At 71.4% G+C, this 23,169-nt stretch carries 20 protein-coding genes; 7 read left to right on the forward strand and 13 right to left on the reverse strand.

Translation table 11 applies throughout. The features are described 5' to 3' along the window. Window positions 1-24: 24 nt before the first annotated feature. The 4 genes from OG371_RS03020 to OG371_RS03035 all read right to left on the reverse strand — a co-directional run bounded on the left by OG371_RS03020 (window position 25) and on the right by OG371_RS03035 (window position 4,081). Window positions 25-1,098: a Glu/Leu/Phe/Val dehydrogenase dimerization domain-containing protein gene (locus tag OG371_RS03020; RefSeq protein ID WP_329065291.1), complete on the reverse strand. Its 1,074-nt coding sequence runs from the start codon at window positions 1,096-1,098 to the stop codon at window positions 25-27. Window positions 1,099-1,267: 169 nt separating this feature from the next. After that, on the reverse strand, window positions 1,268-2,461 hold the full coding sequence (locus OG371_RS03025) for a kynureninase (protein ID WP_329065293.1): 1,194 nt from the start codon (window positions 2,459-2,461) through the stop codon (window positions 1,268-1,270). Further along, window positions 2,458-3,249 carry a tryptophan 2,3-dioxygenase gene (locus OG371_RS03030; RefSeq protein WP_329065295.1) on the reverse strand — a complete coding sequence of 264 codons (792 nt, stop codon included), beginning with the start codon at window positions 3,247-3,249 and terminating at the stop codon, window positions 2,458-2,460. Before OG371_RS03030 ends, OG371_RS03025 begins: the two co-directional genes overlap by 4 nt. A 7-nt stretch (window positions 3,250-3,256) precedes the next feature. Further along, complete coding sequence (locus OG371_RS03035) at window positions 3,257-4,081, reverse strand: PaaX family transcriptional regulator (protein WP_329065297.1); 825 nt, start codon at window positions 4,079-4,081, stop codon at window positions 3,257-3,259. 79 nt (window positions 4,082-4,160) lie between these two features. On the opposite strand from OG371_RS03035, the gene OG371_RS03040 reads away from it, so the two are divergent. Together OG371_RS03040 and OG371_RS03045 are read left to right on the forward strand one after the other, a co-directional pair. Further along, complete coding sequence (locus OG371_RS03040) at window positions 4,161-4,853, forward strand: SDR family NAD(P)-dependent oxidoreductase (RefSeq protein WP_329065299.1); 693 nt, start codon at window positions 4,161-4,163, stop codon at window positions 4,851-4,853. Further along, a complete protein-coding gene (locus OG371_RS03045) occupies window positions 4,850-5,677 on the forward strand; it encodes an enoyl-CoA hydratase family protein (protein WP_329065301.1) in 828 nt (275 codons plus the stop codon). The genes OG371_RS03040 and OG371_RS03045 overlap by 4 nt, the downstream gene beginning before the upstream one ends. 1 nt (window position 5,678) lies before the next feature. Here OG371_RS03045 and OG371_RS03050 read toward each other — a convergent pair whose 3' ends face one another. Genes OG371_RS03050 through OG371_RS03060 form a run of 3 tightly spaced genes read right to left on the reverse strand, consistent with a single transcriptional unit; the run spans window position 5,679 to window position 8,155 of the window. Then, window positions 5,679-6,335 (reverse strand): histidine phosphatase family protein, encoded by a 657-nt coding sequence (locus tag OG371_RS03050; protein WP_329065303.1) that lies wholly within the window; start codon window positions 6,333-6,335, stop codon window positions 5,679-5,681. Further along, window positions 6,336-7,406 (reverse strand): phosphotransferase family protein, encoded by a 1,071-nt coding sequence (locus OG371_RS03055; RefSeq protein WP_329065304.1) that lies wholly within the window; start codon window positions 7,404-7,406, stop codon window positions 6,336-6,338. Then, entirely contained in the window at window positions 7,403-8,155 is a 753-nt protein-coding gene (locus tag OG371_RS03060; RefSeq protein WP_329065307.1) for an SDR family oxidoreductase, read from the reverse strand. Before OG371_RS03060 ends, OG371_RS03055 begins: the two co-directional genes overlap by 4 nt. Window positions 8,156-8,486: 331 nt before the next feature. On the opposite strand from OG371_RS03060, the gene OG371_RS03065 reads away from it, so the two are divergent. Beyond that, entirely contained in the window at window positions 8,487-9,431 is a 945-nt protein-coding gene (locus OG371_RS03065; protein WP_329065309.1) for a hypothetical protein, read from the forward strand. 45 nt (window positions 9,432-9,476) lie between these two features. Here OG371_RS03065 and OG371_RS03070 read toward each other — a convergent pair whose 3' ends face one another. Beyond that, window positions 9,477-11,123: an acyl-CoA synthetase gene (locus OG371_RS03070; RefSeq protein WP_329065310.1), complete on the reverse strand. Its 1,647-nt coding sequence runs from the start codon at window positions 11,121-11,123 to the stop codon at window positions 9,477-9,479. Window positions 11,124-11,288: 165 nt separating this feature from the next. Between OG371_RS03070 and OG371_RS03075 the strand changes: the two genes are divergently transcribed. The 3 genes from OG371_RS03075 to OG371_RS03085 all read left to right on the forward strand — a co-directional run bounded on the left by OG371_RS03075 (window position 11,289) and on the right by OG371_RS03085 (window position 14,013). Further along, window positions 11,289-12,998, forward strand: coding sequence for a bifunctional 3'-5' exonuclease/DNA polymerase (locus OG371_RS03075; protein ID WP_329065312.1), 1,710 nt, complete (start codon window positions 11,289-11,291; stop codon window positions 12,996-12,998). 54 nt (window positions 12,999-13,052) lie between these two features. Beyond that, a complete protein-coding gene (locus tag OG371_RS03080; RefSeq protein ID WP_329065314.1) occupies window positions 13,053-13,406 on the forward strand; it encodes a hypothetical protein in 354 nt (117 codons plus the stop codon). 208 nt (window positions 13,407-13,614) lie between these two features. Beyond that, entirely contained in the window at window positions 13,615-14,013 is a 399-nt protein-coding gene (locus tag OG371_RS03085; RefSeq protein WP_329065316.1) for a hypothetical protein, read from the forward strand. Window positions 14,014-14,023: 10 nt separating this feature from the next. Here OG371_RS03085 and hrpA read toward each other — a convergent pair whose 3' ends face one another. The 3 genes from hrpA to OG371_RS03100 form a co-directional block, all read right to left on the reverse strand. Then, the gene (hrpA, locus tag OG371_RS03090; protein ID WP_442876141.1) at window positions 14,024-17,848 is read right to left on the reverse strand and encodes an ATP-dependent RNA helicase HrpA; all 3,825 of its coding nucleotides are present in this window, start codon (window positions 17,846-17,848) and stop codon (window positions 14,024-14,026) included. A 162-nt stretch (window positions 17,849-18,010) separates the two neighbouring features. Beyond that, entirely contained in the window at window positions 18,011-19,189 is a 1,179-nt protein-coding gene (locus tag OG371_RS03095; protein ID WP_329065320.1) for a cation:proton antiporter, read from the reverse strand. 44 nt (window positions 19,190-19,233) lie between these two features. Then, window positions 19,234-19,566, reverse strand: coding sequence for a hypothetical protein (locus tag OG371_RS03100; RefSeq protein ID WP_329065322.1), 333 nt, complete (start codon window positions 19,564-19,566; stop codon window positions 19,234-19,236). 121 nt (window positions 19,567-19,687) lie between these two features. On the opposite strand from OG371_RS03100, the gene OG371_RS03105 reads away from it, so the two are divergent. Beyond that, window positions 19,688-20,848, forward strand: coding sequence for a saccharopine dehydrogenase family protein (locus OG371_RS03105; protein ID WP_329065324.1), 1,161 nt, complete (start codon window positions 19,688-19,690; stop codon window positions 20,846-20,848). Here the strand turns inward: OG371_RS03105 and OG371_RS03110 are convergent. Together OG371_RS03110 and OG371_RS03115 are read right to left on the reverse strand one after the other, a co-directional pair. Beyond that, window positions 20,814-21,716, reverse strand: a complete 903-nt coding sequence (locus tag OG371_RS03110; RefSeq protein ID WP_329065326.1) for an SDR family oxidoreductase — start codon at window positions 21,714-21,716, stop codon at window positions 20,814-20,816. The genes OG371_RS03105 and OG371_RS03110 overlap by 35 nt on opposite strands. Beyond that, the gene (locus OG371_RS03115) at window positions 21,658-23,163 is read right to left on the reverse strand and encodes a flavin-containing monooxygenase (protein ID WP_329065328.1); all 1,506 of its coding nucleotides are present in this window, start codon (window positions 23,161-23,163) and stop codon (window positions 21,658-21,660) included. The genes OG371_RS03110 and OG371_RS03115 overlap by 59 nt, the downstream gene beginning before the upstream one ends. Between the last annotated feature and the right edge of the window lie 6 nt (window positions 23,164-23,169).

The raw sequence follows: 23,169 nt of genomic DNA on the forward strand, positions 1-23,169 counted from the left end.
AGGCCTTGACGGTGTTGGCCCAGGTCAGACCGTGAGGATCGAGCGCAGCCGGCCGACGTCGGCCATGCGGCGCTCAGCCAGACGGTCGGCAGCGGCGGCGGGCGGGACCCCGTCGGCCTTCGCGAGCGCGTACACGGCCTTCGTGGTGTCGAAGATGGCCGTGGTTTTGCGTTGCGCACGGGCGAAATCGAAGCCGTGCCGCTCGTCGTCCACCTGGATCACGCCGCCGGCGTTGACCAGGTAGTCGGGCGCGAACAGGATGCCGCGGTCGGCCAGCAGCTTGTCCACGCCCGGGTGCGCCTGCTGGTTGTTCGCCGCGCCGCAGACGATCTTGGCCCGCAGCGCCGCGACCGTCTCGTCGGTCAGCACGCCGCCCAGCGCGCACGGCGCGAACACGTCCAGTTCGGACCGGATCAGAGTGTCCACATCGGACACAACCTCGACGCCCGGGTAGGCCGCGCGCGTGCGCTCGAGGGCCGGCGCGGAGACGTCGGTGATCACGACCTGCGCGCCGGCCTCCACCAGGTGGCCGGCCAGGATGTGCCCGACCTTGCCGACGCCGGCGACCCCGACCCGGCGGCCGGACAGCTCCGGCACACCCCAGGTGTGGTCGGCCGAAGCGCGCATGCCCTGGTACACGCCGTACGCGGTGAGCACGGACGAGTCGCCGGCGCCGCCGTCCTCCGGCGAGCGGCCGGTGACGAAGCTGGTCTCGCGGGCCACGACGTCCATGTCCTGGACGTACGTGCCCACGTCGCAGGCCGTGATGTAGCGGCCGCCGAGCGACTGCACGAACCGGCCGTACGCGCGCAGCAGCGCTTCGGACTTGATGGTGGCCGGGTCGCCGAGGATCACGGCCTTGCCGCCGCCGAGGTCGAGCCCGGCCAGCGCGTTCTTGTACGCCATGCCCTTGGACAGCGCGAGCACATCGTCGAGCGCCGCGTCTTCGGAGGCGTAGGGGTAAAAGCGGGTGCCACCGAGCGCGGGCCCCAGCGCGGTGGAATAGATGCCGATGATGGCCTTCAGGCCACTGGCCTCGTCGTGGCAGTACACGACCTGTTCATGGCCGCTGTGCCGGCCGAACACTCCGTCGGTCACGGTGGTGACTCCTTTGTCTACCGGCGCGCGGTTCGTGGCCGCACGCAGTGTGAGGGTGGCTTGCGCGCTCTGCCCGGGCGAAGGTCGTCCGCCCGGGCATCGCGCACACCGCCAACCTAGATCCCCGCGCGAGGCGGGACCACCGGAGGTCGTCGGTATCCGGTGGTGACTAGCCGGTGACGACCTTGCCGAGCGTGCCCATCGCCGTCTCCAGCTGGGTGTCCGAAAGGTACGGCGCGGGGCCGAACCTCAGGTGCTCGCCGCGGCTGTCGGTGCGGACGCCGTGTTCGGCCAGCGCCGCGCGCAGCCGTCCGGCCTCCGGGCTGCGCAGGGAGAGGAACCCACCGAGCCGGTCCAGCGGCGTCTCGCGGTCGCGGGAGACGACGTCCGCGGGCAGGCCGAGGTCGTCGAAGCACTCCGCGAGCAGCCCGACCTGGTGCCGCGAAACCTCGCGCAGGAACTCCGGGTCCAGCCCGTGCTCGGCGAAGAACCGCATCACCCGCACACCGCGGTAGTGGCTGGACGGGTCGTAGGTGGCGCCCGCGAACCGGTTGCCGCCCGTGGCGTACGCGACCTCGCCGGGCCGGCGCGTCTCGGCGAGCGTGCCGAATTCCGCGTACCAGCCGGTCACCACCGGCCGCAGCTCCTGCGCGTGCGCGGGCAGCCGCAGGAAGCAGTTGCCCTCGCCGAGCTGGAGGTACTTGTAGCCGCCGCCGAGCACCCAGGCGTTGGTCAGGCCCAGGTCGTGCAGCGAGAACGGGACCACGCCGAGTGCGTGGTAGGCGTCCACGACCAGCTCCACCGACCCGCCGAGGCAGGCGTCCGCGAGGTGCGCGAGCCCGGGCACCAGCCGTCCGGTCTCGAACAGCACGGCCGAGACGAAGACCGCCGCGGTGTTCTCGTCCACCTCCGCCGCGATCCGTTCGGCGAGCGTCGGCACCGGCTCCACCGGGACCCGGACCACCTCGACACCCTCCTCTTCGAGCCGCGAAAGCTGACGGCGCAGGGTGTGGAACTCGCCGTCGGTGGTCACCAGCCGCGGCCGCTTCGGCAGCTCGATCGCCGACAGGAAGCGGACGACGAGCTCGTGCGTGCTCGCGCCGAGCGCGTACTCGCCGTGCGGGTCGGCGAGCAGCGCGCGGAACCCGCCACGCAGCTGGTCGGCCTTCGCGAACGCGCGGTCCCACTTCTCGTCGACGTCGCGGGCCGCGTCGGCGAAGGCCTCCAGCAAGCCCTCCTCGGCGACGTCCGGCCAGGCCTGGTGCGAATGCGCGGACAGCAGCAGCCGGTCGGCCACGCCGAAGCGCGAGTAGTGCGGCGCGAGCGCGTTCGGGGTGGCGCGCAAAGCGTCTAGCGAGGTCACAGTTGGCTCCGTACTGCCCAAAGGTCGGGGAACATCGGCTGGAAGAGGGTGGTGCGCAGGTAGGTCGCGCCGGACGATCCTCCCGTCCCGGTCTTGTCGCCGATGGTCCGTTCGACCATCTTCACGTGCCGGTACCGCCACTCCTGCATCCCTTCGTCAAGGTCGACGAGACACTCCGCGACCACTGATGGGCCGCCGTCGTCCTGGTAGACCTTCAGCAGTACCGCCTGCAGTTCGGAAGAGGGTTCCACCGGGCGAGTGACGTCTCGATCACAGCTGACGTCGTAACCACGGGCCGACAAATATTTGAGGAACGAATCGAACACCGAATCGCGCCCCATCGCGGCCGCGATTCGCTCGCGTTGCCCGCCGCCTTCGGGGTAGTGCGCGAACACCCGCTCGTCGCGCCGGCCGAGCATCGCCTCCAATTCGCGGAACTGCGCCGACTGGAAACCGCTGGACGCGTCGAGCCGGGCCCGGAAGCTGGTGAACTGGCTGGGGGTCATGGTCTCCAGCACGTCGATCTGCGCGACCACCACCTTCAGCACGGTCAGGATCCGCCGCAGGGTGCGGATCGAGTGCGCCGTCCGGCCGGCGGCCAGGCTCTCCTGCAGGAACTCGGCCTCGTGCAGGATCTGCTTGAACCACAGCTCGTAGACCTGGTGGATCACGATGAACAACAGCTCGTCGTGCTCGTCCGAACGCGGCCGCTGGGCTTCCAGCAGCTCGTCGAGCGCGAGGTACGAGGTGTAGCTCAGCGCGGCCTCGGTGTCGGCGGTTCCGGTCATGGTGTCCTCACCTCGTGGAAATGGCGGAAATGGCACTGTCGAAATGGCGCTGGGCCGCGGGGGCCAGCGCCGTGTACAGGTCGTGGAACAGCGTGATGGCCGCCGCGCGCCGCCCGGGCGCGGGGATCAGCTCGCCGGGCAGCTCCGGGTCGAGCGAAGGGAACACCCGGAACGTGTGCACCAGCCGGGTCCGCACGGAAAACGCCTCGGCATCGCTGAGCGTTTCCCGGGGGCAGCTCCCGAATTCGGTGACAAAGGCGTCGTACCGCGCGGAAAGCTCGTCCAGGTCCCAGGCGCGCCCGGCGAAGCGGCGTACGTCGAGCGCCGCCGACGGGGTGCCGAGCATCAGCCCGGCGTGCTCGGTCACGTCCAGCTCGGCCAGCAGGGCGAGCACCTCGGCCTCCCGGTCGTGCGGCGCGATCCAGGTGCCGTCCTGCACCGGGCCGAAACCGAGGAACCGCAGCCGCCGCACGAGCCGTTCGCGCGCCGGGCGCCGGCTCTCCGGGATGCCCGGCCACAGCACGGTCCAGGTGCCGGCGGGCCGGTCGCCGCGGCCGAGGCCGAAGATCCGCCGGTCGCCGTCGGCGAGCAGCGCCACGGTGCGCGGGGTGAGCGAATAGTGCACCAGCCGCCCGTCACGGTGCGGGGCGAGCAGGCCCCGGCGCACCAGCCGGGTCAGCGCGATCCGGGCGGCGCCGTCGGAGAAGCCCAGCTCGGTGAGCAGCGTGACGAGGCCGCCGGACCAGACGCGCCGGCTCTCGCGCGGCGACACGTAGCTGCCGAGCAGCGTGATCACCAGCTCCTGCGGGCCGGCGGCGTTCGGTTCGGGCACGGGACGACTCTATACACCCCAGCCCGCTGCGGTGTAGCTTTCCGGGTGTGACCTGCTTCCCAGCGTGGAGAGGAGCCGGATGACGAGGCTGGTGGTCGTCACGGGCGGAACCCGCGGCATCGGCGCCGCGATCGCCGCGCACTTCGCCGCGGCCGGCGACACCGTGCTCGCCCCCGGCCGCCGGGAGTGCGACGTGACCGACGAGGCGGCCGTGCGCGCGTACTTCGCCGGCGTCGGCCCGGTGGACGTCCTGGTGAACAACGCCGGCGTCTCGTCGAGCGCGCCCACCGCGAAGACCACTTTGGACGACTGGCAGAGCCAGCTCTCGGTCAACGCCACCGGCGCCTTCCTGTGCACCCGCGAGGTCCTGCCGGGGATGCGGGAGCGCGACCGCGGCCGGATCGTCACGGTGGCGTCGACCGCGGGCCACGCCGGTTACCGCTACACCGCCGGGTACACGGCGTCGAAACACGCGGCGGTCGGGCTGATGCGCGCGGTTTCGGCGGAGGTCGCCGGCACCGGCGTGACGGCGAACGCGGTGTGCCCGGCGTTCGTGCGCACCGACATGACGGCGGACTCGATCGCCCGCATCCACGACCGCACCGGCCGGGACGAGGCGGCCGCCGAAGCCGCGCTCGCCGCGTCGTCCCCGCTCGGGCGCCTGCTCGAACCCCGGGAGGTCGCCTTCGCGGTGGCTTTCCTGGCCGCGGACGAAGCCGCCGCGATCAACGGACAGACCCTTGTACTCGACGGTGGAGGAATCCAGAAATGAGCCCGTTCCGCGCCACGCCCCCGCTCACGAAATCGTGGGAGCACTTCGGTTTCACGGTGGACGACGGCGTCGCGACGCTGACCTTCGACCGGCCGGACAAGCTGAACGCGCTCACCTTCGACGTCTACGCGGACCTGCGGGACCTGGTGCTGGAGCTGCCGCACCGCGGCGATGTGCGGGTGCTGGTGATCACCGGGCGCGGCCGCGGCTTCTGCTCGGGCGGCGACGTCGAGGAGATCATCGGCGAGCTGCAGAAGATGGAAACGGCCGAGCTGCTGGAGTTCACGCGGATGACCGGCGCCGTGGTGAAGGCGCTGCGCGAGACGCCGATCCCGGTGATCGCCGCGGTCAACGGCATCGCCGCGGGCGCGGGCTCGGTGATCGCGCTGGCCAGCGACTTCCGGCTGCTGGCGCGCTCGGCGAAGTTCGCCTTCCTGTTCACCAAGGTCGGGCTGGCCGGCGCGGACATGGGCGCGGCGTACCTGCTGCCGCGCCTGGTCGGCCTCGGCCGCGCCACGGAACTGCTGATGCTGGGCGACAAGCTCGAGGCCGCCCGCGCCGAAACGATCGGACTGGCCACCCAGGTCGTCGACGACGAGGAGCTGCCGGCCGCGGCGCAGGCACTCGCCCGGCGTCTGGCCGACGGGCCGGCGCTGGCCTACTCCACCACCAAGGTCCTGCTGACCCGCGAACTCGACACCGACCTCGGCGGCGCCATCGAGCTGGAGGCGATCACCCAGGCGCTGCTCATGACGGCCAAGGACCACAAGGAGTTCTACGCCGCCTGGACCGCCGGCCGTAGTCCACAGTGGACGGGACGCTGAGCTACCGGTAGCTCAGCAGCCCGGCGGCGTCGCCGTCGAAGTGCGAATGCTCGTTGAAGGTCAGCAGGTTCACCCCGCCGCGGCCCGAGGTCACCTTGGTGATGCCGCCGTTGACCGTGACGCGGTTGAGCTTCAGCAGGCCGGTCTCCGGTGTGCCCAGCAGCGCGCCGCAGACCGCGCCGATCACCCCGCCGGAGGTGAACACGACCGCGTGCTCCCCCTTGCCGAGTGACGCGACGACGTCGGCGAGCGCGTCCGTGCAGCGCGCGAGGAACGTCGGCCACGTCTCGGCGCACGGCCCGTCCGCGCCCGCCTCGACCCAGGCGCGCAACGCGGCGTCGAGCACGCTTTGGTACGCGCGGGAGTCTTCCTGGGCCGCGCCGCCGGCGTAGTGCCGGGCGATGTCGACGTGGTCGTACTCGTTCCAGCGCGGGTCTTCGACCACGGAAACGCCCGCGCCGAGCGCCTTCAGCGCGGTGGCGGCGGTGTCCCGCTGCCGGGCGAGCGAGCCGGAACGGGCCTGGCTGAAGCTCACCCCGCGGCGCTTCAGCTCCGCACCGACCACAGTGGACTGTTCGAACCCGCGCTCGGACAACGCGTCGTAGTCCTCGGCACCGAACGAGGCCTGGCCGTGGCGGACGAGGTAGATGGCGCCCATTCAGGCCCTTCCCTTCGTGATGACCTCGCGGCAGCGCCATTCGAGGTAGCTGACGAACGACCCGAAGTCCTTGAACGCCGGGTTGTGCGTGTCGCCGTCACAGTAACGGCGGTAGAGCTGCTGGATCACGACGGCGAGCCGGAACAGCCCGTACACCTCGTAGAACCGCCAGTCGCCGACCTCGATGCCGGCGGCTTCGGCGTAGTGGGCGACGAACTCTTCGCGGGTGTACATGCCGGGCAGGTGCGTGGGCTGGCGCCGGCTGGCCTTCATCACGTCGTCGTCATCGGCCTGGACCCAGTAGGACAGGGTGCTGCCCAGCTCCATCAGCGGGTCGCCGAGGGTGGCCAGCTCCCAGTCCAGGACGCCGGTGATCTGAAGGGTCTCCGGGCCGTCGAGGACCAGGTTGTCGAGGCGGTAGTCGTTGTGGACCAAGCAGATCCGGGTCTCGCCGGGCCGGTTCCCGTCCAGCCAGCCGATCACCTCGGCGAAGTCGCCGACGTCGTCCGTGCGGGCTTTCTCGAAGCGTCCGGTCCAGCCGCGGACTTGGCGCTCGACGTAGCCCGCGCCCTTGCCGAGGTCGGCCAGCCCGGCCGCGTCGACGTCCACCGAGTGCAGCTGAACGAGCCGGTCGACAACCCGGCCGGACAGCTCGCGCGCCTGCTGCGGCGTCAGGTCGAGGCCGGCGGGCAGGTCGCCGCGGAGGATCAGACCGCTCAGCCGCTCCATCACGTAGAAGTCGCCGCCCAGCGGGCCGTCTTCATCGGTGCCGAATGCGAGCATTTCCGGCACGTACGGGAACACCGGCCTCAGCGCGCGCTGCACGCGGTACTCGCGCCGCATGTCGTGCGCTGAAACGGCTTTGCGGCCCGCGGGCGGGCGTCGCAGGATCAGGTCGCGGCCCGGGTAGGCGAGCAGGTACGTCAGATTGGACGCGCCGCCGGGGAACTGCCGGACCGCCGGCGGGCGGTCGCCGAGCCCCGGCACCCGGCCGGACAGCCAGGCGTGCACGGCGGCAGCGTCGAAGCTGTCCTCGGCGCGGACGTCGACCGTCCCCTCGGTTGCGCTCATGCGAACCTCCGCAGCAGGCTCTCCGGGGCCAGCCGCACGGCCAGGGACAGCGGGACCCACGGCCACGACGGCACGTACGCCAGCTTCGGCTCGGCCTCGACCGCTTTCGCCAGTGCGCGAGCGCCGGCCTCCGCGCGCGTGGCCAGCGGGCTGCCGCCGACCCGGCTGTACATTTCGGACTCGATGTAGCCGGGCCGGATCTCGGTGACCGCGATGCCCTTGCGGCGCAGTTCCGCCCGCGTGCCCGCGACAAACGCCGAAATACCCGCCTTCGAAGCGGCGTACGCGGTGGAGTTCTTGGGCAGCCCGCGGATCGCCATGAACGAGGACAGCACCGCGAGGTGCCCGTCGCGCTGCTCGCGGAAGATCCCGGCGGCGGCCTCGATCTGGGCGGCCGCGGCGACGAAGTTGGTCTCCAGCGTCTGCCGGTTGGCGTCGAACCGGCCGGTGCCGACCGGCTGGCCCTTGCCGAGGCCCGCGTTGACGATCACGCGGTCGAGCGAGCCGAGATCGGCGCGAAACCGGTCGAACACGGTGAAAACGCGGTCGTGCTCGTTCACATCGAGGCTGCTGGTGACGACGGTGATGCCCGGGTAGGCCGCCTTGAGTTCGGCGGCCAGCCGGTCCAGCCGGTCGGTGCGCCGCGCGCAGAGCGCGAGGTTGCGGCCGCGGGCCGCGAACTGCCGGGCCATGCCCTCGCCGAGGCCCGAGCTGGCGCCGGTGATCAGGATGTTCTGCCGCAGGACCATGAACCGGATCCTACCGGCTGGTAACCAAACCGGTGGCCCGGCGCTGGGGGCATCGCCGGGCCACCGGTACCAGGTACGGCCATCGGCGGTGCACGGGGCGCGGACCGGCTGCCGGGGCCGAAGAAAACGCCGCGCCGGGGGCCCGGGCGCGACGGGTACGAAGGCCATACAAACTCGGCTGCGCAGGTCCGGGCAATGGTTCACAGTTGCCAGTACTAGGCCGTTCGCTCCAACGACTACGCCCTGATCAGGGCGGACCCTGCTAACGTCTGCGTGTCGGCTTGGGCACTCCAGGTGAACGGACCAGCGGCGGGGACGGTCGGATCAGGACATGGCGGGTGGAGCTGCGAACGGCGCCGGACCGGGCGCGGCGCAGGAGCGGACCGCGTTCGCGGCCGCGCTGCGGGCCGCCATCGCCACCAGCGGGCTCTCCCTCGACCGGATCCAGGCCCGGCTGCGCGCCCGCGGCACGGCGGTGAGCGTCACCGCGCTGAGCTACTGGCAGTCCGGCAAGCGCCAGCCCGAACGGTCCGGTTCGCTGTCCGCGGTGCGGGTGCTGGAAGAGATCCTCGGCGTGCCCACCGGTTCGCTGCTCGGCCTGCTGCCGCCGCCCCGGCCGCGGGGCAGCGCGGCGCGGCGGGACCGCGCCGGCGAGGAGCCGCTCACCTTCACCCGCGAGACGCTGCAGCCGCTGCTCGACCGCGTCGGCGCGCCGAACGCGCTGGACCAGCAGAACCAGCTCAAGCTCGTCGGCCTGCACGACCTGTGCGAGATCGCCGAGGACGGCGGCCAGCGCTCGGTCACGGCGCGCGCGGTCTTCCAAGCCGGCGCGGACGGCCAGGACCGCTGGCTTTTGGTGTACACCCAAGGAGACTCCGCGACGGTGCCCGAGCTGCACGCGGTCCGCAACTGCCGCGTCGGCCGGGCCGAAGTGGACGACGCGCACGGCATCCTCGTCGCCGAGCTGCTTTTCGAACGCACGGTGGACCGCGGTGAGACGCATCTGATCGAGTACACGCTGACCAACTCGGGCCCGCCGTACCCGGAATGCCGGAACACGCACTATCGCGAGTTCCGGCGGCCGGTGCGCGAATACCTGCTGGAGGTCCGGTTCACGCCCGAGGCCGTGCCCGCGCGGTGCTGGCAGTACGCCCGCCCGAACGACGGAACGCCGTCCCGCCGCCGCCTCGAACTCGACGGCGGGCACGGCGTCCACGCGGTGGCACTGGACTTCGGGCCGGGCCTCTACGGCATCGAATGGGAAGAGGACTCGTGAGTGTTGCGGACGGTTCTAACCGTCATGAACACTCACGAGCCCTGATCAGGAAAGCTTCGAGCGCAGGACCTTTCCGGTGGCGTTGCGCGGCAGCTCGTCCAGGAACTCGACGTCGCGCGGGACCTTGTAGCGGGCCAGGTTGGCCTTCACGTACTCGCGCACGCCCTCGACGTCCAGGGTCGAATTCTCGGCCCGCACGACAAAAGCCTTGAGGCGCTGGCCGAAGTCCGCGTCCTCGACGCCGATCACCGCCGCCTCCACCACGTCCTCGCGCTCGACGAGCAGGTTCTCCACCTCGATCGGGAACACGTTCTCGCCGCCGGAGACGATCATCTCGTCGTCGCGGCCGTCGATGAAGAGCAGGCCTTCTTCGTCGAAGTGGCCGACATCGCCGCTGGAGAGCAGGCCGTCGATGATCTCCTTGTGCCGCCCGTCGGTGTAGCCGCCGAAGCTGAGGCCGCTGCCGGCGAACACCCGCGCTGTCACGTGCGGCTCGGTGATCTTCTTGCCGGTCTCGTCGTACAGCGCGACGCGGCAGCCCACCGGCGCGCGGCCGACGGTGCCGGGCGCGCGCTGCCAGTCCTCCGGCGTCGCGACGGTGACGACCGCGACCTCCGTGGAGCCGTACAGGTTGTGCACCACGGGGCCGAACTCCTCGTTCGCGCGATTGCCGAGGTCCGGTGACAGCGCGGAGCCCGCGACGAAGATGATCCGCAGGCACGAGGTGTCGTACTTCGCGCGGGTCTCCGCGGGCAGGTCGACGATCCGCTGGAGCATCGTCGGCACCAGGACCAGCGCGGTGCAGCGGTGCTCGGCGATGCCCTTGAGCGCCTCCTCCGGGCTGAACTTCCGCCGCATCACCACGGTGCAGCCGAGCGCGAAGGACAGGATGAACTGAGAAAGCCCCGTGCCGTGGAACAGCGGCGCGCCCATGTACGTCGCTTCGCCGGCGCGCAGCGGGATGCGGTCCAGGAACTGGGCCGACGCCAGTGCCGAGGTGTGCGGCCGCGGCGCGCCCTTGGGCGTGCCGGTGGTGCCGCTGGTGAGCAGCACGAACCCGCCGGGCTTGACCGGCGAGGGCACCGGCCGGTCGTCGGTGCTGGCGATGACCTCGTCGAGCACCGGGATGGCCCGGCCGGAGTGGTCCTGGACCTGGTCGACCCAGGCCAGATACCGGTCGACCGACGGCGAGATCGCGTCCAGCAGGCCGGTGAACTCCTGGTCGTAGACGAGCGCCGTGACGCCTTCGCGCTCGGCGACGTCGGCCAGCTGCGGCTTCGCGAACCCGGTGTTCATCAGCAGCAGGCGCGCGCCGAGCTTGCCGGACGCGGCCATGGTCAGCACCAGCCCGCGGTGGTCGCGGCACAGCGCGGCGATCACCGAGCCCGGGCCGAGGCCGCGCTCGGACCAGGCCCTGGCCAGCGCGTTCGACTGGTCGTCGAGCTGCTTGAAGGTGAGCGGGCCGAGCTCGTCGATGATCCCGACGGCCGTGGGGTCGCGGCGGGCGGCGATGTGGTTGGCCCCGGCGAACGGGCCGTACTTGCGGAGCGCGACCAGCGACCGCACCCCCTCGTCGAGGCGGGGGAACGGGACCAGGCCCGCGCGGCGCATCACGTCGACGCTGCGGACGGTCTCCGTCACCTTGTCCGTGACCAGGCTGGCGAGCTCGGACACACCGGCCGGGTATCTCATCCGGGCACCTCCGTTGCTGCGGCGGGAGAGAGAGCCACACCGCCGTCGGCGTACCGGCGGTATGGGGGCTACTCGACAGTAGCCGAAGCCGGGCCGGCATGCACCAGGCAGCCGCGGCCGGGTTCGGCGCCCGGAATTGTCGGTGCCGTCGCGCACAATGCGGGGGTGCAGGTGATCACCGGGCAGGAGGAGGACTCCGGCTACACGATCGACGACCCGTCGGGGCCGCTGACCGGGCTGTCCGAGGCCGAGTGGGTGGCCGAGGTGCGGCGTCGGGAGGCGGACGGGGCGCCGCGATGGGTGTTCCCGTCGGTGGCGGCGCTCTACCCGGTGCTGGTCGCGGCCGGGGTGCGGGTGCGGCGGTGCCACGACCTGAGCCTGGCCGAGGGCTTGCTGCTGGCGTACGAGGGAGAGGAGGGGCAGTCGCGGAGCCTGCGGGCGGCGTGGGCGCGGGCGAACGGGCAGGAGCCGCCGGACGACGGGCCCGCTTTCGCCGGCGGGGGTGTCGGCGAGGTGGCGCAGCCGACGCTGTTCTCACCGCGCGGGCCGGGGCTGCCGGCCGGGGTGACGGTGCTGGCCGCCGCGCGGCGGGTGCTGGCGGAGCAGGAGAAGCGGGTCGCGGCCCTGCCCATGCCCGGGCGGATGCGGCTGCTGCTGGCCGCGGAGTCCGCGAGCGCGCTGGCCGCGGAGGAGATGACGGCCGACGGGCTGCCGTGGCGGGTCGACCTGCACCTGGAGCTGCTCGAACGGCGGCTGGGGCCGCGGGTCCCGGCCGGGCAGCGGCCGAAGGTGCTGGTGGAGCTGGCGGCGCGGATCACCGAGGCGTTCGGCGGCCGGGCGGTGAACCCGGACTCGCCGCCGAGCGTGGTGCGGGCGCTGGCGCGCGAGGGCATCGAGGTGCCGTCGGCGCGTAAGCACTTCCTGCGCGAGATCGACCATCCGGCCGTGGAACCGTTGCTGGAGTACAAGGAGCTGTCCCGGCTGCACTCGGCCAATGGCTGGGCCTGGCTCGAGGAATGGGTCGCCGACGGGCGGTTCCGGCCGCACTACATCGTCGGCGGGGTGGTGTCGGGGCGCTGGGCCACGCGCGGCGGCGGGGCGCTGCAGATCCCCAAGGTGCTGCGCACGTGCGTCCGGGCCGACCCGGGCTGGTCGCTGGTGGTGGCCGACGCGGCGCAGCTGGAGCCACGGGTGCTCACGGCACTGTCCGGCGACCGCCGGCTCGCGGAGGTCGCCGCGGCCACGGACCTGTACGCCCGCCTGGGCGAGGCGCTGTTCTCCGGCGCGAGGTACGTGCCGGTGGTCGCCGGCGACACGCGCGACGACCGGTCGAAGGCGAAGATCGCCATGCTGTCGGCCATGTACGGCGGCACCTCCGGCGAGGCCGGCCCGCTGCTGGCCTTGCTGCGCCAGCGTTTCCCGGACGCCGTGTCCTATGTGGAGCATGCTGCCGCGGCTGGCGAACGCGGCGAACGCGTGCGCTCCCGCCTGGGCCGCACCTCCCCCGCCCCGTCGGCGGCGTGGCGAGCCCTGACCGGCGGCGTCGCCGACGACGAGGCCGCGGAAACCCGCGCCCGCCGCGCGTCCCGCGGCTGGGGCCGGTTCACCCGCAACTTCGTCGTGCAGGCCAGCGCGGCGGACATGACCGCAGTACTGCTCGCGACCCTGCGCCAGCGGCTGCCCGCTCCCGCCCACCTGGTCTTCTTCCAGCACGACGAGGTCATCGTGCACACCCCGGCCGCCCTCGCGGGCGAAGTGTCGGACCTCATCGAAGCCAGCGTGGCGGAATCCGCCCGTCTGCTGTTCGGCGAGGCCTGCCCGGTCCGGTTCCCCATGCACATCGCCCCGGTGGAGACGTACGCAGACGCGAAGTAGGCGGCTGTCGATCCCTTGGCAGAATGGTCATCCGGCCGAACCTGGGGGAACACGATGGCGCGCTCACTGTCCCGCACCACAACCGCGCTCTGGACCGCCGTCCCCTTGCTGTTCGGGCTCGCCCTTCTGGCCTACCTCGCGGGCGGCGCCCTCACCGCGATCGACGAGGTCCGGGAACGGTGCGCGAAGGAGATCGTCCCCGCCAGCGCCCCGCTCGACCACATGGACGGCGGTTTCCTGCCCCTGCACTGGACTTGCGTCTTCGAGGACGGCACCACCTACGAGGGCGTCCCCTCCTGGACCAATCCGGTGGTGTTCGGCGCACTGGGTGGCATCATGGCCTGTGTGATGGCGAGCCTGGTGCTGGATCGGCGTTTCCGGGGCAGGGCACGAAACTCGCCCACCTGATGCGGGAGATCGTTGCGACGCCAGGTTGTACCGCATCACCCGTCCCACCAGCCCGGCGAATGATCACCGACCACACGGCCTACCCGACAAGCCAGTCGTTCGGAGCAACGGGAGTAGCTGCTCGTACAGTTTGCGATTGTTCAACGAGCCCGAAATCAGCCGTGCAGCGCTATCGTGGCCGGGCCGTCGATCACTACGTTGAGATCACATGATGCGAAAGTCGACAAGAAAACTACTGGGAAGTCTCTGGGGATATCTTCTTCTCGCCGCCGTGGTCCTGTTGTGGTTCATGCCTTCCGTCGGTCCCGGAGCGATCGCGATCCTGTCGGCTTTTGTCGTCCTCTACTGCCTGTTCCAATCGCCGATGTGGTGTTGCGCCGACACTCGCCGGGGCGAGTTCTGCCGCAACAACGCCTACGGTCTTCTCATGGGCTGTCACTTGCGGCAGCACAAGTCGCAGAAGTTCAAGTTGATGATCCGGCAGCAGGCGTGGAGCAAAGCAGCCCGGCGAGTGTTCAGCGGAGTGGGTGGTCAGGCCGCCACTTTTTCCGCATTCGCGGGGATGCTCTCGGCGGGAGTGGCGACCGTTGCGTTCATCGTGAAATGAACGCAAGCCCTCAGGCGAACGCGTCGTCCAGTGCCTTGGTGATGCGTTTGAGCGAAACCGGATGCGCGGTTCCCAGCGTCTGGGCGAAGAACGAGACCCGGAGTTCCTCGATCATCCAGCGCACCTCGTTCAGCGCCGGCGAAGACGTGCCCGGCGGCAGGGAAGCCAGCGCCGCGCGGTACTCGCCGGTGATCCAGGCGACGTCGGCCGTGCGCTGGAGGTCGCGGGTGGGCTCGGTGGGCAGCTTCTCCAGGCGGCGCTCGATGCCGCGCAGGTAGCGGACCACGTGGCGCAGCCGGGGCGCGCCGGTTTCGGTCACGAAACCCGGGTACACCAAGCCGTCCAGCTGGGCGCGGATGTCGGCCAGTGACTCCGCCGGGCCGCGGGCGTCCGGCAGCTGCGTCTCGACGTCGTTGGCCGCGCGCAGGATGCGCTCCACCTCCGTCAGCACGTCCAGCACGGCCGGGTTGAGGCCCGCGCGCACCTGCTCCAGCAGCTTCGCGAAACCCGCCTCGGCCCAGACCGGGCCGCCGGCCGCGGCCATCAGCGAGTCCACCGCGCAGTCGACGCAGTCCTCCAGCAGCGCGGCGACGCTGCCGTGCGGATTGCGGTTCAGCACCAGCTTCGAGGAGTTCGACAGCGAGCGGGTGATGAACTTCATCGGCGAGTTCAGGTTCAGCCGCAGCATCCGCCGCGTGCCGGCCCACATCGCGTGCTCCTGCTGCGCCGGGGTGTCCAGCAGCCGCACGGCCACGGACGCGCCCTCGTCCACCAGCGCCGGGTACGCCTTGACGTCGTGCCCGCGCTGCTTGGAAGCGAACACCTTCGGCAGCTCGCCGAACGCGGGCGCGGTCAGCCCCGCCTTCTCGATGCTGTTGGCCGCGCGGGAAATCGTCTCGCGCACGCGGGGGGCCAGCCGCCGTTTCAGCTCCTCGATGTCCTTGCCCTCGGCGACTTTCTTGCCCCGCTCGTCGACGATCCGGAACGTCATCCGCAGGTGCTCCGGCACCGCCGCGAGGTCCCACGCGGAGTACGGCACCTCGACGCCGCGCAGCGCCTCCAACTCGTCCGAGAGCACGTCGACCAGCGGACCGTCCGAAGGGGACACTCGCGAAAGGACGTACTTCGCGGTGTCCGGTGCCGGCACGAAGTTGCGCCGCAACGCCTTCGGCAGCGATTTGACCAGCTGCGTCGCCAGTTCCTCGCGCAGGCCGGGCACCTGCCAGTCGAAGCCGTCGGCGCTCACCTGGTTCAGCACCGGCAGCGGGATGTGCACAGTGACGCCGTCGGCGTCCGCGCCCGGCTCGAACTGGTAGGTGAGCTTGAAGACCAGCGAGCCCTGCGTCCACGAGTCCGGGTAGTCCGACTCGCGCACCCCGCCCGCGGTTTCGTTGATCAGCATGGACTTCTCGAACGACAGCGCGTCCGGGTCGTCGCGCCGGGCCTTCTTCCACCAGCTGTCGAAGTGCCGCACCGAAACCACGTCGGCCGGCACGCGCTGGTCGTAGAACTCGAACAGCGTCTCGTCGTCCACCAGGATGTCGCGGCGCCGCGCCCGGTTCTCCAGGTCCTCGACCTCGTCGAGCAGCGCGCGGTTCTCGGCGAAGAACTTGTGGTTCGTCTGCCAGTCGCCCTCCACCAGCGCGTGGCGGATGAACAGCTCACGCGACAGCTCGGGGTCGATGCGGCCGTAGTTCACTCGCCGGTCGGCGATCAGCGGGACGCCGTACAGCGTCACCTTCTCCACCGCCATCACCGCGCCCTGCTTGCGCTCCCAGTGCGGCTCGGAGTAATTGCGCTTGACCACGTGCGCGGCCAGCGGCTCGACCCACTCCGGCTCGATCCGCGCGTTGACCCGGCCCCACAGCCGCGAGGTCTCGACCAGCTCGGCCGACATCACCCAGCGCGGCTGCTTCTTGAACAGCGACGAGCCCGGGAACACGCTGAACCGCGCGCCGCGGGCGCCGAGGTAATCGCCCTTCGCCGGGTCCTTGAGCCCGATGTGCGAAAGCAGCCCGGCGATCAGCGAGGTGTGCACCCGCTGCGGCTCGGCCGGCGTGGTGTTCAACGCGATGCCCAGCGGCTTCGCGAGCTGACGCAGCTGGCTGAAGATGTCCTGCCACTCGCGCACCCGCAGGTAGTTCAGGTACTCGCTGCGGCACAGCCGGCGGAACTGGTTGCCGGTCAGCGCCTTCTGCTGCTCGGCCAGGTAGTCCCAGAGCTTGAGGTAGGCCAGGAAGTCCGAGGTCGGGTCGGCGAACCGGGCGTGCTGGGCGTCGGCCGCCTGCTGCTTCTCCGCCGGCCGCTCGCGCGGGTCCTGAATGGACAGTGCGGCGGCGATGATCATCACCTCACGCACGCAGCCGTTGCGCGAGGCCTCCAGCACCATGCGCGCCATCCGCGGGTCCACGGGCAGCAGCGCGAGCTGGCGCCCGGTCTCGGTCAGGCGGGTGGTCTCGTTCGCGTCGAACGCGCCCAGCTCCTGCAGCAGCTGCACCCCGTCGGCGATCTGACGGCGGTCCGGCGGCTCCACGAACGGGAACGCGGCCATGTCGCCGAGCCCGAGCGAGGTCATCTGCAGGATCACCGACGCCAGGTTGGTGCGCAGGATCTCCGGGTCGGTGAACTCGGGCCGGGCGTCGAAGTCGTCCTCGGAGTACAGCCGGATGCAGATGCCGTCCGAGGTCCGGCCGCAGCGGCCCTTGCGCTGGTTGGCCGATGCCTGCGAGACGGGCTCGATCGGCAGCCGCTGCACCTTCGTGCGGTGGCTGTAGCGGGAGATGCGCGCGGTGCCCGGGTCGATCACGTACTTGATGCCCGGCACGGTCAGCGAGGTCTCGGCGACGTTCGTGGCCAGCACGATGCGACGGCCGGTGTGGCGCTGGAACACCCGGTGCTGATCGGCGGACGAAAGCCGCGCGTACAGCGGGAGCACCTCGGTGTTGCGCAGGTCCAGCCGGTTGAGCACGTCCGCGGTGTCGCGGATCTCGCGCTCGCCGGAGAGGAACACCAGCACGTCGCCCGGGCCCTCGGCGCACAGCTCCTCGACGGCCTCGGCGATGGCCTGCGTCTGGTCGCGGTCCGGGTCGGCGCCGGGGTCGTCCGGGTCGACGAGCGGCCGGTAGCGGACCTCGACCGGGTAAGTCCGGCCGGAAACCTCGACGATCGGTGCTTTGTTGAAGTGCTCCGAGAATCGCTCCGGGTCGATGGTCGCCGAGGTGATGATCACCTTGAGGTCGGGCCGGCGCGGCAGCAGCTGCTTGAGGTAGCCGAGGATGAAGTCGATGTTGAGGCTGCGCTCGTGCGCCTCGTCGATGATCAGCGTGTCGTACTGGCGCAGCATCGGGTCGGTCTGGATCTCGGCCAGCAGGATGCCGTCGGTCATCAGCTTGACCAGGGTGTCCTGTCCGGACTGGTCGGTGAAGCGGACCTTGTAGCCGACGGCGTCGCCCAGCTCGGTCTTCAGCTCGCCGGCGATCCGGTCGGCGACCGTGCGCGCGGCCAGCCGCCGCGGCTGCGTGTGCCCGATCTGGCCGCGGATGCCGCGGCCCAGCTCCAGGCAGATCTTCGGCAGCTGCGTGGTCTTGCCCGAGCCGGTCTCCCCCGCGACGATCACCACCTGGTGGTCGCGGATCGTGTCGCCGATCTCGTCCTTGAGCCGGCTGACGGGCAGCTCGGCCGGGTACTCGATCTTCGGCACGTTCTCGCGCCGGCGCTGCACCTGCAGCTCGGCGGCGTCGAAGTCGGCCGCCAGCTTTTCGGCCACGGCCTGCTTGTCACGGGCCCTGCGGGCACCGTCCAGCCGCCGCCGAAGCCGATGCTCGTCACGCGACATCAACTCGGGCAGCCGGGCGCGCAGCGCTTCGAGCGGGGATTGAGTGGACATACTTGGGCCAAGGATAGCCGTGCGTGACGGACGGGGCTCCTGAATATGCCGCTCGCGACAGCTCGTGAGTGTTCATGCCGGTTCTAACCGTCATAAACACTCACGAGCTTCTCAGGGCGTGGGCAGCAGGCGCCGCGGGAGCAGCCAGGTCAGCCGTTCCGAGCGCACCACTGCCAGCGGCCCGATCACCGCGAGGAGCAGTACGTACCCCGCGACGAACGGGGCCACCCGCTCGTCCAGCCCGGCCGTCGTGGCCATCGCGGCCAGCACCAGCGAGAACTCGCCGCGGGTCAGCACGGTCAGGCCGATGTTCACCCCCGCCTGCCGGTCGAACGAGTGCAGCCGGGCGGCGAAGGCCCCCGCCGCGAGGTTGAGCACGAGCGTCAGCGCGACGGCCGCGAGCACCGGGAGCACCGCCGTCCCGACCGCCCGCGGGTCGATGGACAGGCCGAAGATGAAGAAGAACAGCGCACCGAACGCGTCCCGCAGCGGCAGGACCAGCTTGTGCACCCGCGGGGCGACCTTCGAGCTGCCGAGCATCATGCCGACCATGAACGCGCCGATCGCGTCGGACACCCCGACCTCTTCGGCGACGGCCGCCCCGAGCACGGCGACGCCCACGAAGCAGACCGTCAGCAGCTCGTCGTCCGCCGAGCCGAAGAGCTTCGAGACCGCGCGACCGCCCCAGCGGGCCAGCGCGGCCAGCACCAGCAGGAAGCCGAACGCCTTGCCGAAGTCGGCCAGCGCCGCGCCGAAGCCGTCCGCGCCGCTGAGCACCGGCTGCAGCAACGCCAGGTAGAGCGCGAGGAACAGGTCCTCCAGCACGATGATGCCCATGATCAGCCGGGACTCGGGGTTGTTCAGCCGCCGGGTCTCCAGCAGCAGCTTCGTGACGATCGCGGACGAGGAGATGCCGATGGCGCCGGCGATCACCAGCGCCTCGCGCGTGCCCCAGCCCAGGGTGAAGCCGAACGCGAGCCCGCCGCCGACGTTGAGCAGTAGGTAGCCCAGCCCGGCGCCGACCAGCCGGCGGCCGCCGCGCGCGAGGTCGTCGAGGGAGAATTCGAGGCCGAGGTAGAACAGCAGGAACACCAGGCCGAGGGCGGCCAGCACGCCGAGCTCACCCGGGTTGTCCACAAGGGACAGACCGGGGGTGTTGGGGCCGAAGACGAAACCGGCCAGCATGAAGAGGGGAATCGTGGGCAGCCCGATCCGGGCGCCGAGGCGGGCGACGACTCCGGCGGCGAGGAACGCGCCGCCGACGGCCAGCAAAGCATGACCGTTGCTCATGGGGGACTCCTCCGGAGCTTGAGTACGGGGTGACCAGGGCGTACTCAGCCGCGCGGTGGGCCGCGGGCCTCCGGCGCGCGGACCGGCCGGAACGGGGCGTCCGGGCGAACTTCCGCGGCCATCGGGCCGACCGCCGGGCGCGGCGGCGTCACCACCGCGGGCGGTTCGGCGAACGGCAGCGGGTGCGACGCGTGCAGCGTCGGCCGATGCCCGGGCACGGCAGCCGGAGCCGGTGCCGCGGCACGGGCCGAGTGCGCCACCGCCGAGGTACTCGAAACCGTTGCGGTTTCAGGGAAAACTCCACCCAGGAACAGGGCGAGCAGCACCAGGAGGAGGATGGACCGGTGCCGTGGCGCGGAGGCGACGGCAGCAGTCATCGTGCTTCCACTTTACCATCTCTTTAACGTCCATTGTGGACCTGCCCGCCGAGAGATCGGTCACGTGCGAAGAGCCGGCCCGGCGGTAGCATCGGCGCCACACCTACCGGGAGGCACACCGATGGCCGACTACGACGTGGTCCTGTTCGGCGCCACGGGCTTCACCGGCGCGTTGACGGCGGAGCACCTCGCGCGCTCGGTCCCGCCCGGCTGCCGCTGGGCGCTGGCGGGCCGCAACCCCGGCAAGCTGGACGCGCTGCGCACCCGGCTCGCGGAGAGCGACGACAGTCTCGGCGACCTGCCGCTGCTGACCGCGGACGTCACGGACGAGGCCTCGCTGCGGGCCGTCGCCGCGTCCGCGAAGGTCGTGATCAGCACGGTCGGCCCGTACCTGGAATACGGCGAGCCGCTGGTCGCCGCGTGCGCCGCGGAGGGCACCGATTACGTCGACCTGACCGGCGAGCCCGAGTTCGTCGACCGGATGTACCTCGCCTACCACGCGAAGGCCGCCGAGACCGGCGCGCGGCTGGTCCACTGCTGCGGCTTCGACTCGATCCCGCACGACCTCGGCGCCCACTACACCGTTCAGCAGCTGCCCGAGGGCGTCCCGCTCCAGGTGGACGGCTACGTGCGAGTCGGCGCGATGCCCTCGGGCGGCACCTTCCTCACTGCGATGACGTCGTTCGGGCGCTACTCGCAGATGACGCGCGCGGCCCGTGACCGCGCCGCGGCCGAACCCGCGCTCGCCGGCCGCACCGTGCGCACCCCGGCGGGCACCCCGCACCGCGCCCCCGGGACCAGGCACTGGGCCGTGCCGCTGCCCACGATCGACCCGCAGATCGTCGGGCATTCGGCGCGGGCGTCCGAGCGGTACGGCCCCGAATTCCGCTACCGGCATTTCGCGGCTTTCGCGCACCTGCCTTCGCTCGCGGCGGGGGCCGTGGGGATGGGCGCTCTCGTCGCGGCCGCGCAGGTGCCGCCGGCCCGCCGGGCGCTTTCGCGGCTGCTCGCACCCGGGCAGGGCCCGAGCCCGGAACGCCGGGCGCGGTCATGGTTTTCCGTGCGTTTCGAGGGCACCGGCGGCGGTGAGCACGTGACCACGGAGGTCTCCGGCGGCGACCCCGGCTACGACGAGACGGCGAAGATGCTCGGCGAATCCGCGCTCTGCCTCGCCTTCGACGAGCTGCCGGAGACCGCGGGCCAGGTCACCACGGCCACCGCGATGGGCGACGCGCTGATCGGGCGGCTCACCCGCGCCGGGATGACCTTCCGGACGCTCTGACCTGCGACGCGACCCGGGTGGTGTACGCGGATCGGGCCTCGGGATCGAGCGAGGTCAGCGCCCGGTCGTCGCCGATCAGCGTGCGCGCGAGCGCCATCAGCGGCTCCGGCGTGAGCGCGGCCAGCAGGTCCCAGCCGCCGACGTAACGCGGCACCGGGATCTCCGCGCGACGGCTGCGGCAGCTGCCGACCACCGCCCGCGCGACGTCCTCGGGGTCCACTGTGGGCAGTCCCCGGCCGAGCGGCACGCCCGAGGCCAGCCCGGTCCGGACGGCGCTCGGCAGGACCGCGCTCACGCTGACCCCGCTGGACGCGTACTCCCGGCGGACCGCGGCCGTGAGGCCCACGGCGGCGAACTTGCTCGCGTTGTACACCGCCATGCCGGGCAACGGGATCTTGCCCGCCATCGACGCGACGTTCACCACGTGCCCGCGGCCGCGCGCGATCATGCCCGGCAGCACCAGCCGCAGGCCGAGCACCAGGCCCCAGACGTTGACGTCGAAGGTGGTGCGGCCCAGCTCGTCCGGCTCCTCCAGGAAGTCGCCCAGCGGCATCACCCCGGCGTTGTTCACCAGCACGTCGACGCGGCCGAACTCCTCGGTGACCGCGTCGATGAAGGCGGCGAACGAGTCCCGCTCGCGCACGTCCAGCGAGTAGGCCCGGCCGCCGAACGCGGCCGCGGCTTCCTCTGCGACCGCGGTGTCCAGGTCGCCGACGCACACCGTCGCGCCGGCGCGGGCGAACTCCTCGGCGGTCGCCCGGCCGATGCCGCGGCCGCCGCCGGTCACGGCGACCACGCAGCGGCTCAGGTCAAGGGTGGGATACCAAAAAGGCCGGAACGGTTTGGTATTTACCAGCACAGCGCGCATCGGCGGGCTCCTCTTCGGACACCAGGTAGTCGGATTCGGCGAAGGCGCCGACCTCCCCGCGCAGCCGCCCGGTCGAGAACGGCCAGCTGAAGCTGTTGCGCCCGTTGACATCCGTGTAGTAACTCGAACAGCCACCCGACTGGTACACGGTGCCCGGCAGCGCGGCCTGTACCTCGGCGTTGAAGCGGTCCTGCGCCTCGCGTCGCACTTCGAGAGTTCCCGGACCAGTGCGCAGAACGGCCGCGACGACGTGCCGCAGCTGCGCCTCCATGATCATGAACGCCGAGGTGTGGCCGGTGCCGAGGCTCGGCCCGAGCAGCAGGTACAGGTTCGGGAAGCCGGCCACCGACGTGCCTCGGTAAGCCTGCGGGCTGCCCTGCCAGTGGTCGTCCAGGCTGCGGCCGTCGGCGTCGAAAACCCGGGCGGACACGGGCATGTCGAGGATGTGGAAACCGGTGCCGAAGATGATGGCGTCGACCTCGGCCGACGAGCCGTCCGCTCCGATCACCCGTGCGCCCTCCACCGCGCGCACCGCCGTCGGGTGGACGTCCACAGTGGACCGCGTGAGCGCCCGGTAGTAGGTGTTGGACATCAGCAGCCGCTTGCAGCCCAGGGTGTAATCCGGGGTCAGAGCCCGGCGCAGCGCCGGATCTCGCACGGTCAGGCGCAGGTGCGCGAGCCCGATCCGCTGCACCTGCCGCAGCAGCCACGGGTGCCGGAAGCCGTAGCCGAGCGCCTCCATCAGCCCGTACTCGGCCGACCGCAGCGCCCGACGCAGCGCCGGGAACTGCCGCACCACCAAGCGTTCCAGGCCCGGCACAGCGTGGTCGGGCTTCGGCAGCACCCACTGCGCGGTGCGCTGGAACAGGTGCAGCCGCGCCACCTCCGGCGCGATCTCGGGCACGAACTGCACCGCCGACGCGCCGGTGCCGATCACCGCGACGCGCTTGCCCGCCAGGTCGTAGCCGTGGTTCCAGCGGGCGGAGTGGAAGACCTCGCCCGGAAACGCGTCGAGCCCCGGCAGGTCCGGGATCCGCGGCTCGTGCCACGGTCCGGTGCCGGCCACCAGGATCCGCGCGGTGTACCGGCCGTCGGAGGTCTCCAGCTCCCAGCGGGCGCCGGTCCACTGTGCCCGCGTCACCTCGACGCCGAACCTGATGCGGCCGGCCACGCCGAAGCGCTCGGCGGTGTCCCGCAGGTATTCGCGGATCTCGGCCTGGCCCGCGAACGCGCGGCTCCACTCCGGATTCGGCGCGAACGAGTAGGAGTACAGCGCGGACGGGACGTCGCAGGCGCAGCCGGGATAGGTGTTGTCGCGCCAGGTGCCGCCCAGGCCGTCGGCCTTCTCCAGCACCGCGAGGCTTTCCACGCCCGCCTGCGTCAGCCGGATCGCCGCGCCCAGCCCGGACGCCCCGGCGCCGATAACCAGCACTTCGTAGTCGCGCATTTTCGG

It is taken from the genome of Amycolatopsis sp. NBC_01480, from assembly GCF_036227205.1.
Lineage (GTDB): Bacteria > Actinomycetota > Actinomycetes > Mycobacteriales > Pseudonocardiaceae > Amycolatopsis.